This window comes from Cryobacterium sp. M96, from assembly GCF_002929845.1.
Taxonomy (GTDB): domain Bacteria; phylum Actinomycetota; class Actinomycetes; order Actinomycetales; family Microbacteriaceae; genus Cryobacterium; species Cryobacterium sandaracinum.
The window spans coordinates 106,949-123,286 of record NZ_PJJS01000053.1 but is presented as its reverse complement, the minus strand read 5'-3'; the positions used below and the strand labels follow the sequence as shown (position 1 = coordinate 123,286).

General features: G+C 65.4%; 14 protein-coding genes and 3 tRNA genes. 6 read left to right on the top strand and 11 right to left on the bottom strand.

The genetic code is table 11. From position 1 onward, the window contains the following. Positions 1 to 21: 21 nt before the first annotated feature. Genes CXY79_RS13560 through CXY79_RS13540 form a run of 5 tightly spaced genes read right to left on the bottom strand, consistent with a single transcriptional unit; the run spans position 22 to position 5,487 of the window. The gene (locus tag CXY79_RS13560) at positions 22 to 1,323 is read right to left on the bottom strand and encodes a glycosyltransferase (protein ID WP_134343213.1); all 1,302 of its coding nucleotides are present in this window, start codon (positions 1,321 to 1,323) and stop codon (positions 22 to 24) included. A gap of 8 nt (positions 1,324 to 1,331) precedes the next feature. After that, positions 1,332 to 2,309 carry a GDP-L-fucose synthase gene (locus CXY79_RS13555; protein WP_104102488.1) on the bottom strand — a complete coding sequence of 326 codons (978 nt, stop codon included), beginning with the start codon at positions 2,307 to 2,309 and terminating at the stop codon, positions 1,332 to 1,334. Then, entirely contained in the window at positions 2,306 to 3,430 is a 1,125-nt protein-coding gene (gene gmd / locus CXY79_RS13550) for a GDP-mannose 4,6-dehydratase (protein WP_241976914.1), read from the bottom strand. The genes CXY79_RS13555 and gmd overlap by 4 nt, the downstream gene beginning before the upstream one ends. 10 nt (positions 3,431 to 3,440) lie before the next feature. After that, on the bottom strand, positions 3,441 to 3,911 hold the full coding sequence (locus CXY79_RS13545; RefSeq protein ID WP_104102482.1) for an adenylyltransferase/cytidyltransferase family protein: 471 nt from the start codon (positions 3,909 to 3,911) through the stop codon (positions 3,441 to 3,443). Positions 3,912 to 3,948: 37 nt separating this feature from the next. Then, on the bottom strand, positions 3,949 to 5,487 hold the full coding sequence (locus CXY79_RS13540; RefSeq protein WP_233191492.1) for a sugar transferase: 1,539 nt from the start codon (positions 5,485 to 5,487) through the stop codon (positions 3,949 to 3,951). 405 nt (positions 5,488 to 5,892) lie between these two features. On the opposite strand from CXY79_RS13540, the gene CXY79_RS13535 reads away from it, so the two are divergent. Then, the gene (locus CXY79_RS13535) at positions 5,893 to 6,771 is read left to right on the top strand and encodes a neutral zinc metallopeptidase (protein ID WP_104102479.1); all 879 of its coding nucleotides are present in this window, start codon (positions 5,893 to 5,895) and stop codon (positions 6,769 to 6,771) included. 10 nt (positions 6,772 to 6,781) lie between these two features. Here the strand turns inward: CXY79_RS13535 and CXY79_RS13530 are convergent, their stop codons facing one another. The 4 genes from CXY79_RS13530 to CXY79_RS13515 all read right to left on the bottom strand — a co-directional run bounded on the left by CXY79_RS13530 (position 6,782) and on the right by CXY79_RS13515 (position 8,092). Next, positions 6,782 to 7,366: an acyltransferase gene (locus CXY79_RS13530; protein ID WP_104102715.1), complete on the bottom strand. Its 585-nt coding sequence runs from the start codon at positions 7,364 to 7,366 to the stop codon at positions 6,782 to 6,784. A 353-nt stretch (positions 7,367 to 7,719) separates the two neighbouring features. Next, a tRNA-Phe gene (locus CXY79_RS13525) sits at positions 7,720 to 7,792 on the bottom strand. Between the two features lie 67 nt (positions 7,793 to 7,859). Then, positions 7,860 to 7,933 (bottom strand) — tRNA-Asp (locus CXY79_RS13520). A gap of 86 nt (positions 7,934 to 8,019) precedes the next feature. Next, positions 8,020 to 8,092, bottom strand: a tRNA-Glu gene (locus tag CXY79_RS13515). A gap of 238 nt (positions 8,093 to 8,330) precedes the next feature. Here CXY79_RS13515 and CXY79_RS13510 point away from each other — a divergent pair. Together CXY79_RS13510 and CXY79_RS16610 are read left to right on the top strand one after the other, a co-directional pair. Next, positions 8,331 to 9,734 (top strand): M23 family metallopeptidase, encoded by a 1,404-nt coding sequence (locus CXY79_RS13510; RefSeq protein WP_104102476.1) that lies wholly within the window; start codon positions 8,331 to 8,333, stop codon positions 9,732 to 9,734. Then, a complete protein-coding gene (locus CXY79_RS16610) occupies positions 9,727 to 11,154 on the top strand; it encodes an NlpC/P60 family protein (protein WP_146068149.1) in 1,428 nt (475 codons plus the stop codon). The genes CXY79_RS13510 and CXY79_RS16610 overlap by 8 nt, the downstream gene beginning before the upstream one ends. Positions 11,155 to 11,385: 231 nt before the next feature. Here the strand turns inward: CXY79_RS16610 and CXY79_RS15770 are convergent, their stop codons facing one another. After that, entirely contained in the window at positions 11,386 to 11,904 is a 519-nt protein-coding gene (locus tag CXY79_RS15770) for a DUF6671 family protein (RefSeq protein WP_134342633.1), read from the bottom strand. Positions 11,905 to 12,112: 208 nt separating this feature from the next. Further along, complete coding sequence (locus tag CXY79_RS13490; protein ID WP_104102469.1) at positions 12,113 to 12,604, bottom strand: inorganic diphosphatase; 492 nt, start codon at positions 12,602 to 12,604, stop codon at positions 12,113 to 12,115. A gap of 45 nt (positions 12,605 to 12,649) precedes the next feature. Here CXY79_RS13490 and tilS point away from each other — a divergent pair, with 45 nt between their 5' ends. The 3 genes from tilS to ftsH all read left to right on the top strand — a co-directional run bounded on the left by tilS (position 12,650) and on the right by ftsH (position 16,331). After that, positions 12,650 to 13,723, top strand: a complete 1,074-nt coding sequence (gene tilS / locus CXY79_RS13485) for a tRNA lysidine(34) synthetase TilS (RefSeq protein ID WP_104102466.1) — start codon at positions 12,650 to 12,652, stop codon at positions 13,721 to 13,723. Next, the gene (gene hpt / locus CXY79_RS13480) at positions 13,704 to 14,255 is read left to right on the top strand and encodes a hypoxanthine phosphoribosyltransferase (RefSeq protein ID WP_104102464.1); all 552 of its coding nucleotides are present in this window, start codon (positions 13,704 to 13,706) and stop codon (positions 14,253 to 14,255) included. Before tilS ends, hpt begins: the two co-directional genes overlap by 20 nt. Positions 14,256 to 14,321: 66 nt before the next feature. Beyond that, on the top strand, positions 14,322 to 16,331 hold the full coding sequence (gene ftsH, locus CXY79_RS13475) for an ATP-dependent zinc metalloprotease FtsH (protein ID WP_104102461.1): 2,010 nt from the start codon (positions 14,322 to 14,324) through the stop codon (positions 16,329 to 16,331). Positions 16,332 to 16,338: the final 7 nt, after the last annotated feature.

Below are 16,338 nucleotides of genomic sequence, written 5' to 3'. Positions count from 1 at the left end.
TCCGGGCTGTCCATTTCCGCTTCACTTCGGTTCGATTGCATCCGTCGCCCCGGTCAGAATCGGCCTCGCCAACCGATTTCTCTCGACACCGCCGTCAACGGCTCCCTTCTCCAGAATTCGCCGAATCCGGCCGATTGCAGCGTCTGAGGACAGGAAGTCGGCCGAGAACTTCCGCCCGGCCGCCCCGTACGCGGCCGAAGACTCCGCATCGCCACCGAGCATCTCGGCCGCGTCCACAAGGTCGCCGGGGACCGCGGCGTTGATTCTGATTCCGCCGCCGGCCAACGCCAGCTCATCGGCGGTGACACTGGATTCATCAGTTGCCGCGATGACGGGTAACCCCGTGTTGAAGTACGTCGTGAGTTTGCTCGGTACGCACATTTCCGTCAAGCCAGGCCGCTCATTGACGAGCAGGATGTCTGCGGCTGAGAGGGTCGCCTGGAACGCTTCTTCGGGTAGGGGATCGATGAATTCGAGACGGCGGTTTCCGCCCATGGCTTCGAGTTGATGCCGCTTGTTTCCGTCGCCGAGGAGAACGAATCTCACTCTCGATCCCCGCTTCTCTGCGATCTCTGAAGCGTGGACAACGTTCTCGAGAGCCTGTTTGGCACCCATGTTCCCCGCGTGGAGAACGACGATATCATCCGATTTCCAGCCTCGAGTGGTGCGCACATCTTCCCGACGGTGGCCGTTCGGGTAGTCGGTGTGACACCAATTGCGAATGACCTCTACGGAGTCGGCGTCGATGGCCAGCTCCTCAACCAGATAGCGCTTGAACCGCTCGTGGATCACGACGACTGTGTTCGCACTGCGGAGGATGGACCGCTCGATCCCGCGGAGCAACCAGGTGGCCAGGCGGCCCCCTGTTCCACTCTCGGACACTCCGAGGCTATAAATGTCCTGCACCCAAATACAGGTGTTGGTATGGACCAGGCGCGCGCGCAGCATTGCCGCGCCCACGGAGAATAAGGCAGGTGTAACCAGCACGGCGACGTCAGGCTTGTCCCACTTGCTGAACACTGCCCGAATCCCGAAGCTGAGTTCCATACCCAGGCGGTTCCACAGACGCGGTTTCGACGGCACACCGTGAGGGGCCCTGGTGACATTGACACCTCTGATTCTTTCGTGCGCATGCTCGCGCCCGTGTACGCGGTTGTGGCCGTCGTAGCCGTCGTAGATCCGCCATTGCGGGTAATGCGGATTGCCGGTGATCACAGTGACCGGGTGACCGGTCGCGGCCAGTGCTTCCGAGAGCCCCGCGGTGTAGACGGCGATGCCGGTCGGCTCGGGGGAATAGTTGAGTCCAATGATGGTGACCCTCATCTGCCCGCTCACCGCCCGCGAAAATCTGCTTGATGGGAAACAAACCAGGCGTAAGCGTCTTCGAGGCCGTCCTCGAGATCGATCGTCGGCTTCCAGCCCAGCGCCTGGATGCGGGTAACGTCCATCAACTTGCGAGGAGCACCATCGGGCTTGCTGTTGTCGAAGGTCAGACGGCCGGTGAAGCGGGTGACTTTGGCGACCGCCGATGCCAGGTCGTTGATGCTGCAGTCAGAGCCGGTCCCGACGTTGACGTGCGACAGCATCGGCGTAGTGCTGGCCTGGTACACCTCCCGGTCCAGTTCCATGATGTGCACGCTGGCCGCCGCCATATCGTCTACATGAAGGAATTCCCGTCGCGGGCTGCCGCTGCCCCAGATGACGACCTTATCCTCCCCGCCTTCTCGTGCGTCGTGGAAACGCCTGAGTAAACCGGGGATGACATGGCTGAAGGATGCGTGATAGTTGTCTCCGGGACCATAGAGATTCGTGGGCATCACGCTTCGGTAGTCCCGCCCGTACTGGCGATTGAAGCTCTCGCACAGTTTGATTCCGGCGATCTTGGCGATGGCGTACGGTTCGTTGGTGGCTTCGAGCGTGCCGGTCAGGAGCGCGTCTTCGGCCATCGGTTGGTGGGCAAACTTGGGATAGATGCAGGACGAGCCGAGGAATAGGAGCCTCGGAACGCCGAAGTCGTGCGCGGACTTGATGATGTTGGCCTCGATCAGGAGGTTGTCGTAGATGAAATCCGCCGGCGAGGAGTCGTTGGCTTCAATCCCGCCGACTTTCGCGGCAGCGAGATAGGCCTGATCGATGTGATTGCCCTCGAAGAAGGCCCGAACGGCTCGCTGGTCGACGAGGTCGAGTTCCGAATGACTGGCGGTCACGATGTTGACGTAACCCAACGACGTGAGTCTGCGCACGATCGCCGAGCCCACCATCCCGTTGTGTCCCGCGACGTAGACAGCAGCGCCGGTGTTGCGGTTCACCAGCTTTCCAGGGACACGAGGGAGGGAAAACCGTGACTTTTCAGGAGGGCGGTTTTCTGCGCGATCATCAGGTCGGAGGCGACCATCTCCGCGCACATCTCCCGCACGCTGATCTCCGGCAGCCAGCCCAGCTTCAGGCGCGCGCGTGTCGAGTCGCCGAGCAGAGTGTCGACTTCGGCTGGCCTGAAGTACCGGGGATCGACTCGCACGATGACGTCTCCCGGGCGAACGGCAGGGGAGAGTTCTCCGACGACGCTGTCGACGATGCCGATCTCATTCAGGCCCTCACCCTCGAATCTCAAGGTGATGCCGAGCTCGCTCGCCGACCATTCGACGAATTCGCGCACAGAATATTGGACTCCCGTGGCGATCACGAAGTCTTCCGGTGCGTCCTGCTGGAGCATCATCCATTGGAGCCGAACGTAGTCGCGTGCATGGCCCCAGTCGCGGAGAGAGTTTAGGTTTCCGAGGAACAGGCCGGACTCGAGACCCTGGGCGATGTTAGCGAGGGCCCGAGTGATTTTCCTAGTCACGAACGTCTCACCGCGACGCGGGGATTCGTGATTGAAAAGAATCCCGTTGCAGGCGTACATCCCGTAAGACTCTCGGTAATTCACGGTCATCCAGTAGGCGTACAGCTTGGCGACCGCATACGGAGAACGGGGATGGAAGGGCGTGATCTCACTCTGGGGTGTCTCCCTGACCAGTCCGTACAGTTCAGATGTCGAGGCCTGGTAGAACCTCACCCGGTCCGTCATTCCCAGCAATCGCACCGCCTCAAGCAGGCGCAGGGTGCCTAGGGCATCGATGTCAGCGGTGTATTCGGGCATTTCGAAGCTCACGGCCACATGGGATTGTGCACCCAGGTTGTAGATCTCGTCCGGCTGCACCTCCTGAATGATGCGGGTGAGGTTCGATGAGTCGGAGAGATCCCCGAAATGGAGGAAGAAGCGCGCGTTGCGCTCGTGCGGATCCTGATAAATGTGATCGATTCGCTGTGTGTTGAGCTGCGATGAGCGGCGTTTGAGTCCGTGCACCTCGTAGCCCATCGACAGGAGGAACTCGGCCAGGTAGGAGCCGTCCTGGCCGGTTACACCGGTGATGAGTGCCCGTTTCGGAATCATGGTTGTCCTATCGCTCGCTGTTGCTGAAGTCATGAACCGGTTGGTTGTCGGGCGCGTTGGTGGACATGGCCGTCAGCGCAAGGCGAAGGGCCGTGCTCGAGGTCGAGATGGTGTACGGGAAAAAGATGACTTCTACGCCCACCTCGGCGAATTGGCGCTCAAGACGGCGACCTTTCTCGGTGCCCTTCCAGTCGTCGCCTTTGAAATAGACGTCAAAGCGAAGAGAGCGCCAGGTATCCATCTTGTTGTCGGCGATTTCAGCTACCGCTTCATTGACAAAGGCGATGTGGCGAACGATCTCAAGCCTCTCGGCCAACGGCACGACGGGTAGTGAACCCTTGGTCACCAGGAGCATCTCGTCAGACATCACGCCGGCGATCAAATAGTCGCATTGGCTCTTCGCGTTTCTAAGGATGTTGAGGTGACCGATGTGGAAGAGGTCGAAAGCCCCGCCAGCGTAGCCGACTGTCCTTGTCACGGTGATTCCTCCGTTGATCGGTTTTTCGCATTCTTCATCAGTACGCACCCACCGGGCGCATGACGGTTTTGAAGGTGCGCCAGATGATGATCAGGTCACCGGCCAGCGACCAGTTCTCGACGTAGTAGAGGTCGAGCCGCACGCTGTCCTCCCAGCTCAGATTCGACCGGCCGTTGATCTGCCACATCCCCGTCAGACCCGGCTTGATATATAGACGCCGGTGCACGTGGATCTCGTAGGCTTCGACCTCCACCGGAAGCGGCGGTCGCGGGCCCACGAGGCTCATGTTCCCGACCAGGATGTTCCAGAGCTGGGGAAGCTCGTCGAGCGAGTACTTGCGGAGCACACGTCCCACCCGGGTGATGCGCGGATCATTGCGAATCTTGAAGAGCGCTCCGGATGCCTCGTTCTGATCGAGCAGGCCTGCCAGGTCGTCCTCGGCCGTCTGCACCATGGAGCGGAATTTGACCATTTGAAAGGTGCGCTCATTGCGCCCGCACCGCTCCTGGTGGAAGAGGACGGGACCCGGGGAGTCGAGCTTCACCGCAATCGCGATGGCCACCAGGAGCGGCCAGAAGACAAGGAGTGCGATCCCGGACACGCCGATGTCCAGGAAGCGTTTGAGGACGTGCTTTGTCCCCTCGAATTGTGGGATCTCAACGTGGATCAGGGGCAAGCCTTCGACCGGCCGGAAATGGATGCGCGGACCGGCGACATCCGTGAGTTGGTTGGACAGCACCAGGTCTGCGGATGTCCCCTCCAACTGCCAGCCGAGGGTGCGGATGTACTCGCTCCCCCAGCTGGGCTGGCCGGCGACGATCACGGTATCGACGGCAAGATCGGCGGCCGCGATGGCGACGTGTGCCGGGTCGGAAACCACCGGAATCGTTCGGCTTTCGGTTTTCACCGGGGACTTCGAGTCGCTCGCGAGTGCCACCCCCACCACGTAGTAGGTGGCGCCGGCATTCTCAATCTGGCCGACCACGTATTCGACGTCGGCTCGATTTCCGACCACGATGACTCGCGCGAGGTAGTGGCCGAAAAGCCTCTGGCGCAGCAACCACCGGCGCCAGAGCCAGCGTTCCAGCACAAGGCCGCACATGCCGAGGGGGAGTGCGAGCACGAAGAAGCCGCGTGCGACGTCGACCTGGAATGCCAGGAAACCGATTGCGAGGAGGCCAAACGTGATCGCGCTCGCGTTGATCACCTGTTTGTACTCGGTGGCCCCGATCCCGATGACGCGGGAGTCCCGAGTGTGGAAGACCCCCAGGGTCGCGATCCAGCTGAGCATGATGAGCAGGGCGACCAACCAGTAGTCGGCCCGATATCCGCCGACGGATGCTTGGGCACCCTCACCGCCGAACCTGACGATCAGGGCCGTCGCGACCGCGGTCGTGACGATGCCCACGTCGCTCATCAAGAGTTTCATCCGAAACTGTTTGGCCCAGACCAGGCCGGACGACTTCGCGTCGACGCTGACTGGGTTCTTCAGCGCCGGTGCCGGCACCAGGGCGAGCTTCGGCTGGGCGGTGGGAAGGCGCCCCGCGAAGGGCAGGCGCGGTTGAGGGTCCGTCACCGTCTGCTCACCCCGCCAGCAAGGGGCGGTGGAGCGCTCGGCGCTCGGCCTGGGTGGGGCCGGTGAATATTGGTCGACGAATAGGTCGACACGTCGCGGACGTCTTCACGTGAATCCTCTGCATTTCGGGTGTACAGAGCGGGATGGGATTCGCCCGGGAAAGCCTGTCTAGGGAACGAGACAACCCGACCAAACAAACAAGTGATAAATCTTCAACTGCTTGCGAGCTGACCATACCCCCGAACGCCCAAGTCGGCTCGGACCCCGAATGGGGGACGGGCGGAGCTCACTCATCTCGGTGGGTGGGCACATCGTGCGCAGGGCACCTAATGTTCCATTAGCGAGCTCGACAACCCGGACGCCATCATCGCGGCAGCGGACCACTTCGACGGGTAGCTTTTTCTCATGACATTCAACGACAACGCGAACATCGGCGGCGGCCGGGTCAGCAAAAGGGGCCGCACCGCGGGAATCGCAGTGGGCGGCGGCGTGGGTGCGATCGCCCTCTTTCTGCTCTCACAGCTCCTGGGTGTCGACCTGAGTGGCCTGGCCGGCGGCGGCACGCAGCCCGTCGACAGCGGCAGCGTGTCGAATCTGCCCGAGTGCACGACCGGCGCCCAGGCGAACGAAGACGTCGAGTGCCGGATCAAGGGCGCGGCGGCGTCCCTCGACGTATTCTGGGCTGAGGAACTGCCCGCCCGCGGAGCCGAATACCAGCGGCCGCCGGTTGCGCTGTTCACCGACAGCGTCGGAACCGGGTGCGGCGGGGCCACCAGCGCCACCGGGCCGTTCTACTGCCCGCCGGATGCGACCATCTACATCGACACCGCGTTCTTCGGCGACCTGCGCACCCGCTTTGGCTCGTCGGGCGGCCCGCTCGCCGAAATGTACGTCGTGGCGCACGAATGGGGCCACCACATCCAGAATCTCGATGGAACACTCGCGGCCTCCCAGGATGGACAGACCGGGGCCGGCTCCAACGCGGTGCGCGTCGAACTTCAGGCCGATTGTTTCGCCGGCGCCTGGGCCGGGGCCGCCTCCGACACCCGCGACACTGGCGGAGTGCCCTTCCTGAAGCCCATCACCCCGGCACAGATTCAAGATGCGCTCAGTGCGGCATCCGCAATCGGCGACGACCGCATCCAGGAGTCCATGCAGGGCCAGGTCAACCCGGAGGCCTGGACCCACGGCTCCAGCGAACAGCGCCAGCGGTGGTTCCAGACCGGCTTCGACGACGGCGCCGGTAGCTGCGACACGTTCGCGCCGGCCGACGCGGTGCTGTAGAGCGGGCGGGTCAGTTGCGCGTGAGTATGCCGTCGTGTTCGGTGTAATCTTCGCCGGTGACCGGACACACAAAGCGGTTGTCTCCCTCGGCCCGCAGGGGCAGGCCGCTGCGTCCGACCCAGCCGGTGCGCCGAGCCGGCACGCCGACCACCAGGGCGTAGTCGGGGACATTCTCGGTGACGACCGCACCGGCTGCCACCATGGCCCACCGTCCGATCGTGAGCGGGGCGATGCAGACCGCGTGGGCGCCGATCGACGCGCCGGTACGCACGGTCACCCCCACGAGGTCGCGGTCGTCGGTGGCCCTGAGCGTTCCGTCGGGATTCACGGCCCGAGGATGCGTGTCATTGGTGAAGACCGCCGCGGCGCCCACGAAAACCCCGTCCTCCAATAGGGAAGGCTCGTAGATGACCGCGTAGTCCTGGATCGTACAGTGCCGCCCAACCACGACGCCGGGTCCGATATAGGCGCCGCGGGCGAGAACGCACTCGGGGCCGAGCCGCGCGTATTCGCGCACCTGCACGAGCGGGCGGATCGTGCAACCGGGGCCGATCACGGCGCTTGGATCGATCTCGGCCGACGCCGCGACTCCCATCACGTCCCCTCGGGTGGCAGGAAAAGGGTCGGGTGCTCCGCGGGGGGGCGGAGGAATCGACGACAAAGAAGCGTATTCACGGTGATTCCCTGCAGTTCGGGTTACAGGTCGGAGAAGTGCTGCCGCGGTGGCTGCCGCGTGCGCCGCTGCCGGGAATCCTCGCACGACATCTGCGAACAATCTGACGTTTTCTCAGCGAGTCACAGCACGGAATGTACNGGGGGGGGGGGGGCTTGGTTCGGGAGGTGAACGCGCTGCGAGCCGGAGTCTTCCCCGGGCGGCCTACGGATACCGGGCTGCGAGGCAAAAAAAAAAGAAGGCCACCCCAGTAGAAGCCTGGGAATGACCTTCAGTGGCCCCGACCGGCGTCGATCCGGTGACCTTTCGATTTTCAGTCGAACGCTCTACCAACTGAGCTACAGGGCCAGAAGTGGCTTCGAGAAGCCGCTTCAAGGAAAAAAACCCTCTCTGTCGAAAGGGCTTGTTGCCTGTGCGACCCTGACCGGACTTGAACCGGCGACCTCCGCCGTGACAGGGCGGCGCGCTAACCAACTGCGCTACAGGGCCTCGTAAGAAGATCTAACGAGAGTCGAACTTTGTCTAGCTGTTTTCGTACTTACTTATTCTTGCACATCCCAGACCTGCAGGATGCGTAGCCCCAACGGGATTCGAACCCGTGTTAACGCCGTGAAAGGGCGCCGTCCTAGGCCGCTAAACGATGGGGCCGAGACGCCATAAACCTCATGGCTTCCGACGCATAAGCATACGGTCTACCGCCCGGGAATCTCAAATCGAGAGCAAAAAGTGTTCCTTCCGGGGGTGTCGCAGGCATTGAGCCCGTGAATTTCCCAGGTTTCGCTTGGCGGGCCGCTAGATTCAAGGGGGGTGTTTTTACCCTGTTGTTGTTACTCTGAGTCGGTCTCAAGCAGTAGCAGATGTGTGTAACGAGCCCGATCGGGGAGTAATGAAGCGCACGGCAGTTCTCTTCAGCCGGGAAGCACGAGCGGAAAAGGGGGGTGACGGATCCGCGGGCAGCAGGCGCAGTCGCCGCCACCGTGTCAGCCTGGCGACCGGTTTCGTCGCTGCGCTCTCCCTCTTTGTTTCCCTCATCGGTCCGGCCGGCCCGGCCCAGGCCATCGACTATCCAACGTGGCAGGACGTGCAGAACGCCAAGTCCAACACGGCCGCCGCCTCGGCGCAGGTCAGCCAGATCCAGGGTCTGATCGCCGACCTGCAGACCCAGGTGGAGCAGACCCAAGCCGAATCCGAGGCCCGCGGAGCGGAACTGCAGGCGGCGCAAGAGAAGTTCGACGAGGCCAGCCGGCGCGCCGCCGACCTCGAGGCGCAGTCCGCCGCGAGCTCCGCGGTGGCGGCGACCGCGACTCGCCAGGCCGGCCAACTTGCCGCCCAGCTCTACCGCACCGGCGGCACCGACCTGAGCGTGAACCTCTTTCTCGACGGCGAGGGGCGCGGCGAAGACGCCGATGCGCTCCTGTCCAAGCTGGGCAGCATGAGTAAGCTCGTCGAACGCAGCAGCAGCGTCTACGAGCAGGCGCAGACCGCCACCAACGTGGCCGAGTCTCTGGGTGACCAGGCCAAGGTCGCCCAAGCCGAGCGCGAGAAGCTTCGCGTCGCGGCCGAGGAAGCGCTCGTCGCTGCGCAGGCCGCCGCGCAGGCGGCCGCCAGTGCCCTAGCCGAGTCGGAGGCGAAGAGAGTCGAACTCGACGCCCAGCTGGCGTTCATGCAGGATGCGCAGGCCACTACGTCGGCCGGCTACGAGGCCGGAGTGGCCGAGCGGGCGCGACTGGCCGCCATCGAAGCGGAACGGGTGCGCGTCGAGCGCGCTGCGGCCAGCGCGCGGGCGGCCGCAGCGGCCGCAGCTGCAGCGGCCGCGAGGCCGAGCAACGGGGGAGGCTCGTCCAGCAGCTCCGGCGGCTCAGTCGGCGGCGGTGGCTGGGCGGTTCCATCCGGCGGGCGCATCACGGACGGCTACGGCCCGCGTGCGCAGATCTGCGGCAACGAGGGCTGCAGCAAGGGCTTCCACAGCGGCACGGACCTCGGCGCCGGCTGCGGCTCGGGAATCTACGCGGCCAGCAGCGGCACCGTCGTCTACGCCGGTCTCTACGGAACCTACGGCAACTTCGTTTTGATCCAGCACGCCAACGGCATCTCCACCGGGTATGCCCACATCCGCTCGGGCGGCATCTTCGTCTCCAACGGCGAGAGCGTCTCCGCGGGGGAGAACATCGCCAGCGTTGGGGAGACCGGTGCGGCCAGCGGCTGCCACCTCCACTTCGAGGTGCGCACCAACGGCAGCCAGATCAACCCGGTTCCGTTCATGTCGGACCGGGGCGCTTCCCTTGGCTAGGGACACCGACCGACGGGGGTGGCGCAAGAAGCCCTCCCGTCTGTTCGCGGCGGTCGCCCTCGGAGCTGTCTCGGCATCCGTGGGCGTCGCGGCGCCGGCGGCGTTCGCCGTGCCCGGCTACCCCAGTTGGGACGACGTGGCGAAGGCCAAGCTCAGCGAGGCCACCAAGCAGGCCGAGATCGAATCGATTACCGAGCTGCTCCAGGGCCTGCAGATCTCGGCGGCGGCGGCCACCAAAGCCTCGCTGATCGTGGCGGAGGCCTACCGGGTCGCGCTAAACGACCTCGAAGCGGCCACGGCCCGTGAAGCGAGCCTGGCGAGGCAGGCCCAGACGGCGGAGGCCCGTGCCGCGACCTCGAAGCTGCGGGCTGGCCTGATCGCAGCCCACCTGGCGAAGACCGGCGCCCAGGATCTGTCGCTGAGCCTGTTTCTCAACGGCGACAACTCCGATGAGTTGCTTGGACGGCTCGGCACCGCGAGCAAGCTGAGTGAGCAGTCGGACACGATCTACCGCGAAGCACTGCAGGATAAGAACACCTCCGAGTCGCTCGGGAAGCAGGCGGCATCCGCTGCCGAGGAACGCACCCGGCTCAGCGCGGAATCGCTGGCCAGGTACGAGGCGGCGAATGTGGCCGCGCAGGCCGCCGAGACGGCCTACGAGACCGAGCAGCGGCGCTCCACTGAGCTGTTCGCGCAGCTGGCCCTGTTGAAGGACACCACGGCCGAGGCCGAACGCGCCTACCAAGCCGGTCAAGATGCCGAGGCGGCGACGGCGGCCCTCGCCCGGGCGCAGGCGGCGGCCGCCCAAAAGACCGCAGCCGACGCCCAGAAGGCCGCGGGCGGCAAGAGCACGCCCCGGCAGCCGGCGGCCCAGCCCGCGCCCCAGCCCGCAGCACAGCAGCCCGCTTCACGGCCGGTCACCCCGGCCCAGGCGGCCCAGCCCGCTGCCGCGGCAGCTCCTGCGGCTCCGGCCCCGGCAGCTCCTGCGGCTCCTGCGACTCCGGCCCCGGCGGCTCCGACCACCGCGGCCCGGGCCCCGAGCGCCGGAGCGGTCGACACGGCGCTGTCATTCGCCACCCAGCAGCTCGGCGACCGCTACGTGCTCGGCGGCTCCGGGCCGAACGTCTGGGACTGCTCGGGGCTGACCAAGGCCGCCTACGCGGCGGCGGGCATCTACATTGGCTCGCACTCGGCCACCAACCAGTACCGCACCATGGCCAACGAGGGTCGCCTGGTGCCCTTCAATCAAGCTCAGCGCGGCGACCTCGTATTCTGGGGCGGTGGTGGCGACTACTACCATGTGGCTATCTACGTGGGCGGCGGCAAAATCCTCGAGGCCCCGAACCCGTCCTCGCCCGTGCGCATCCACGGCATCTGGTCTGCGGGCGACGTGGCTCCCTACGTGGGACGACCCGGCTGACCGGCGAAACGGATCACCGGGTTGTCGGGTGCGCGGGCATCCGGGGCGTGTCTGCGAATTCGTGTCACCACACCACGATGGCGCTCAGGACAGCTCCGCCCCGGTAAGTGAGGGCGGGTTTGTCGTGGCGAGTGGCAAGTCCGCGCCACAGCTTGCGGGTGTGGCAACCCGGCGTCGCCGCTCGAGGAGCGCGGGGACGAACGAGGCGGCAGCACGTGTGGGGTCGCCACTTCATGGGTTGCAGCAGTCGCACCATTCTGGGGCTGCCAGTGCGTGATTTCGTGGTGGTCGGATCTGGTGAGTCCACCGGCCGCAACCGTGGATATCGGCTGTGATGGCCTGGGTTGCCGATCCGCAGAAGGAGCAGGGCAGGCCGTGTTCGACGTCGACGTGGCCAAACCCGGGCGCCCGGGAGGCCGGACACTCGGTTGAGAGACGCTGGGCCATTTTCTCGCACAGTGCTCGGATGGCTGCGGCGCGGGATGGTGCCTTGTGGGCGCGGTAGTCCGGAAGTATCGCAACGGATTGGTGCTGTTTCAGAAGTGCTTCAGCGGTGTCGCCGAGGATCTCGAATTGGGTGATGCTTTTGTGGGTGACCGTGTGGTTCTTCTGTGTGCCGTGCAGGATCACGCCCTGGTCCAGGAAGCCGATAGCCGACGCGAACGTGATGGCTTCGCTGGCGCTAACGATGTGTCGTCTTCCGGCCACTGGCGAGGTGCTGACGCTGCCTTCGGCAATCTCCGGGCCCAAGGTGGTTCACGTCCCGCCGGGCGACTGCATCCCGGCGGGCACGCGGGCCCGGTGTGGCTGGACATCGGCGGGATGATCTCCGGTCTGCGCGTGATCTCGGCCCGGGACGAGTCCCGGCAGCCCGCCCTCACTCACGCCCGCCCTCACGGCAGTACGAGTCACGGGTCGACTCTGCCGACAATCCTCACCGGACTGAAGGAGACGCGTCCTAGTGGCCCTCTTCCGCCAGTTTCGTGAGGCCGTCGCGCACGATCTGGTCGGCCTCCGCGGCGTCGCCCCAGCCCTCGGTCTTGACCCATTTGCCGGGTTCGAGGTCCTTGTAGTGCTCGAAGAAGTGCTCGATCTCCTTGCGGGTGTACTCCGGGATGTCGGTGACGTCCTGGATATAGTCCCAGCGCGGGTCGCCCGCGGGAACCGCGATGACCTTTGCGTCTGAGCCGCCGTCATCCGTCATATTGAACACGCCGACCGGGCGAACCGACAGGCCGACCCCTGGGAAAAGGGGAAACTCGATCAGGACCAGGACGTCGACCGGGTCGCCGTCGAGTCCCAGGGTGTTCTCGAAGAAGCCGTAGTCGGTCGGGTACACGAAGCTCGTGTAGAGAACCCGGTCCAGGTACACCCGCCCGGTCTCATGATCGACTTCGTACTTGTTGCGGCTCCCGCGAGGGATTTCGATTACTGCGTCGTATGCGGCCATGGCCTGGTCTCTCCCTTGTTCACAGTCTGTCGATAACGTTACTGGATGGAGTCCCCACGCCGCCCGAGGCTCACCCCGGCGATCGCCGATGTGCGCCGCCATGTACGCACCCTGCTCACCGAGGCCGGCCCGGCCCGCGGCGGCGGCCTGGTGCTGGTCGGCCTCAGCGGGGGAGCCGACTCGCTCGCCCTGGCCGCAGCCACCGCTTTCGAGGCGCCGCGCGCGGGCCTGCGCGCCGGGGCGGTCATCGTCGACCACGCCCTGCAGGCCGGCTCGGCCGGCGTCGCGGCGGCCGCGGCCGGGCAGGCGCGGGAACTCGGCCTCGACCCGGTTCTCGTTCTTCGGGTCACGGTCGACCACGGCACGGATGCCGGCGGTCCGGAGGCCTCCGCCCGCACCGCTCGGTACGCGGCCTTCGACCAGGCGCGGCGGGAGACCGGCGCGAGCCACATCCTCCTCGGGCACACACTCGACGATCAGGCCGAGACCGTGCTACTCGGCCTTGCCCGGGGATCGGGCCCCACAAGCCTGCAGGGAATGAAGCCGGTCGGCGGGCCGATTCTGCGGCCGCTGCTGGGCATCCGTCGCGCCCGGACCCGGCAATTCTGCGTGGATGCCGGCCTGCACCCCTGGCAGGACCCGCACAACGACGACCCCCGCTTCCAGCGGGTGCGGGTACGCCAGACCGTGCTGCCCGTACTCGAGCGGGAGCTGGGGCCCGGCGTGGCCGAAGCACTCGTGCGCACGGCCGGGCAGCTGCGCGAGGACTCGAGCGCGCTCGACGACATGGCCCGTGGTCTCAGCGAGCAGCTGAGCGAACCGCTCAGCGACTCTGCCGACGGCGCCGGAATCCGGCTGGACGCGAGCCGGCTCGAGACGAATCCGCCCGCGGTGCGCCAGCGGATCATCCGATTCTCGGTCGAACGGGAGTTCGGGGTGTCCCTGGAACGCGTGCACACGCTGGCCGTGCTGCGCCTGGTCACCGACTGGCACGGGCAGAAGCCGCTTGACCTGCCAGGCGTTAGGGTTATACGGCAGGACGGCTGGCTGATATTGACCGCGCCTGGACACGCCCCGAGTAAAGGACCCTCCCGCTCCCATGGAACCCCGCGACATTGAAGGCGACCTCACCGAGATTCTGATCGAGGAGGAGCAGATCCGCACCCGGCTCGCAGAGCTGTGCCGCCTGATTGAGGCGGACTATGCCGGCAGGGACCTGTTGCTGGTCGGCGTGCTCAAAGGAGCGGTCATGGTCATGGCCGATCTGGCGCGCGAACTCGTGCACCCGATCACGATGGACTGGATGGCGGTCAGCTCCTACGGGTCCGGCACGCAGTCCAGCGGCGTCGTGCGCATCCTGAAGGATCTCGACACCGACCTGCTCGGCCGCAACGTGCTCATCGTCGAGGACATCATCGACTCCGGTCTGACGCTCTCGTGGCTGCTGTCCAACCTGAAGTCTCGCGGCCCGGAATCCGTTGAAATCTGCGCCCTGCTGCGCAAGCCGGATGCCGCTCGCGTCGACATCGACGTGAAATACCTCGGTTTCGACATTCCGAACCAGTTTGTCGTGGGCTACGGTCTCGACTTCGACGAACGCTACCGCAACCTGCGCTCGGTGGGCGTTCTCGCCCCGCACATCTACAGTTGAGCCTGGTAGCGCTTTGGGCGAACACACGGTCTTCGTCCAGCGCGGTCACGGTAGCCTGTCACCACGATGAACGTCAAGAAGCTACTGCGCGGGCCGCTCCTCTACATTCTCCTGGCGATTGTTGCTGTGTGGGTAGGGTCGAGTCTCATTACCATGTCGGGATTCAAAGAGATTCCGACCCAACAGGGACTGGAGTTCCTGAAAGACGGGAAGGTTTCCGAGGCCACGATCGTCGACGGCGAGCAGCGCGTCGACCTCACCCTGACCAAGGCGGATAAAGACCTCGGTAGCGAGGTCCAGTTCTACTACGTCGCCCCGCGTGGCGAAGAGGTCATCACGGCCGTCACCACTGCCAATCCGGCCGACGGCTTCACCGACGAGGTGCCGAAGTCCAGCTGGATCCTGTCGCTGCTCGGCATCATGCTGCCCCTGCTCCTGATCGGCGCTTTCTTCTGGTTCATGCTCGCCGGCATGCAGGGTGGCGGCAACAAGGTGATGCAGTTTGGCAAGTCGAAGGCCAAGCTGGTATCCAAGGAGAGCCCCCAGGTGACGTTCGCGGATGTCGCGGGCGCCGACGAGGCCATCGAGGAGCTCGAGGAGATCAAAGATTTCCTCAAGGAGCCGGCGAAGTTCCAGGCCGTCGGGGCGCGCATCCCCAAGGGCGTTCTGCTCTACGGCCCTCCCGGAACCGGTAAGACCCTCCTCGCCCGGGCCGTGGCCGGCGAGGCCAACGTGCCGTTCTACGCGATCTCGGGCTCCGACTTCGTGGAAATGTTCGTCGGCGTCGGCGCGAGCCGCGTGCGCGACCTGTTCCAGCAGGCCAAGGAAAACGCCCCGGCCATCATCTTCATCGATGAGATCGACGCCGTTGGCCGTCACCGCGGCGCCGGCATGGGCGGCGGGCACGACGAGCGCGAGCAGACCCTCAACCAGCTGCTGGTCGAGATGGACGGCTTCGACGTCAAGGCGAACGTCATTCTCATCGCGGCCACCAACCGGCCCGACATCCTCGACCCGGCGCTGCTACGCCCCGGTCGCTTCGACCGTCAGATCGGCGTGGACGCGCCCGACATGCTCGGTCGCAAGCGCATCCTGGAGGTGCACTCCAAGGGCAAGCCGATGGCTCCCGGCGTCGACCTCGAGGTGCTGGCGCGCAAGACGCCCGGCTTCACCGGCGCCGATTTGGCCAACGTTCTCAACGAGGCCGCGCTGCTCACCGCGCGTTCCAACGCGCAGCTGATCGACAACCGCGCCCTCGACGAGGCAGTCGACCGCGTGATGGCCGGTCCGCAGCGCCGCAGCCGTGTCATGCGTGACAAAGAGAAGCTGATCACCGCGTACCACGAGGGCGGCCACGCGCTCGTGGCGACCGCAATGCGCAACACCGACCCGGTCACCAAGATCACGATCCTGCCCCGCGGCCGCGCCCTCGGCTACACGATGGTTATGCCGGTCGAAGACCGCTACTCCGTCACCCGCAACGAACTACTCGACCAGCTCGCCTACGCAATGGGCGGTCGGGTGGCCGAGGAGATCATCTTCCACGACCCGACCACCGGCGCCTCGAACGACATCGAGAAGGCCACCTCGACCGCGCGCAAGATGGTCACCGAGTTCGGCATGAGCTCGGCTGTCGGCCCGCTCAAGCTCGGGCAGGGTTCCGGTGAGGTTTTCCTCGGCCGCGACATGGGCCACCAGCGGGACTACTCCGAGCGGGTCGCCGAAAGCGTCGACGCCGAAGTGCGCCAGCTGCTTGAAGACGCGCACGACGAGGCTTACCAGGTGCTGATCACGAACCGGGCCATCCTCGATGAACTGGCCGCCGAGCTGCTCGAGCACGAGACGCTCGACCAGCACGCGCTGGCCGGGCTCTTCACGGGCGTCGTCAAGCTGCCCCCGCGGCCGCAGTGGCTGTCCAGTGACAAGCGTCCGGTCTCCGACCTGCCGCCCATCGCGATGCCGACCCCCAAGGCCCTCATCGAGAGCGGAGTCGCCGATGGCAGTACCGCTGGCGAGACCGCCGCGCGCACTCCGGCCCGCACGCCGGCCCGTACCCCTCGTCCTGCCACCGCGTAGGCCCCCG

Excerpts from the sequence above, each read along its gene's own strand:
- CXY79_RS13510 (WP_104102476.1), top strand. The coding sequence starts at position 8,331 with ATGAAGCGCACGGCAGTTCTCTTCAGCCGGGAAGCACGAGCGGAAAAG.
- ftsH (WP_104102461.1), top strand. The coding sequence starts at position 14,322 with ATGAACGTCAAGAAGCTACTGCGCGGGCCGCTCCTCTACATTCTCCTG.
- CXY79_RS13530 (WP_104102715.1), bottom strand. The coding sequence starts at position 7,366 with ATGGGAGTCGCGGCGTCGGCCGAGATCGATCCAAGCGCCGTGATCGGC.
- CXY79_RS13535 (WP_104102479.1), top strand. The coding sequence starts at position 5,893 with ATGACATTCAACGACAACGCGAACATCGGCGGCGGCCGGGTCAGCAAA.
- hpt (WP_104102464.1), top strand. The coding sequence starts at position 13,704 with ATGGAACCCCGCGACATTGAAGGCGACCTCACCGAGATTCTGATCGAG.
- CXY79_RS13490 (WP_104102469.1), bottom strand. The coding sequence starts at position 12,604 with ATGGCCGCATACGACGCAGTAATCGAAATCCCTCGCGGGAGCCGCAAC.
- tilS (WP_104102466.1), top strand. The coding sequence starts at position 12,650 with ATGGAGTCCCCACGCCGCCCGAGGCTCACCCCGGCGATCGCCGATGTG.
- CXY79_RS13560 (WP_134343213.1), bottom strand. The coding sequence starts at position 1,323 with ATGAGGGTCACCATCATTGGACTCAACTATTCCCCCGAGCCGACCGGC.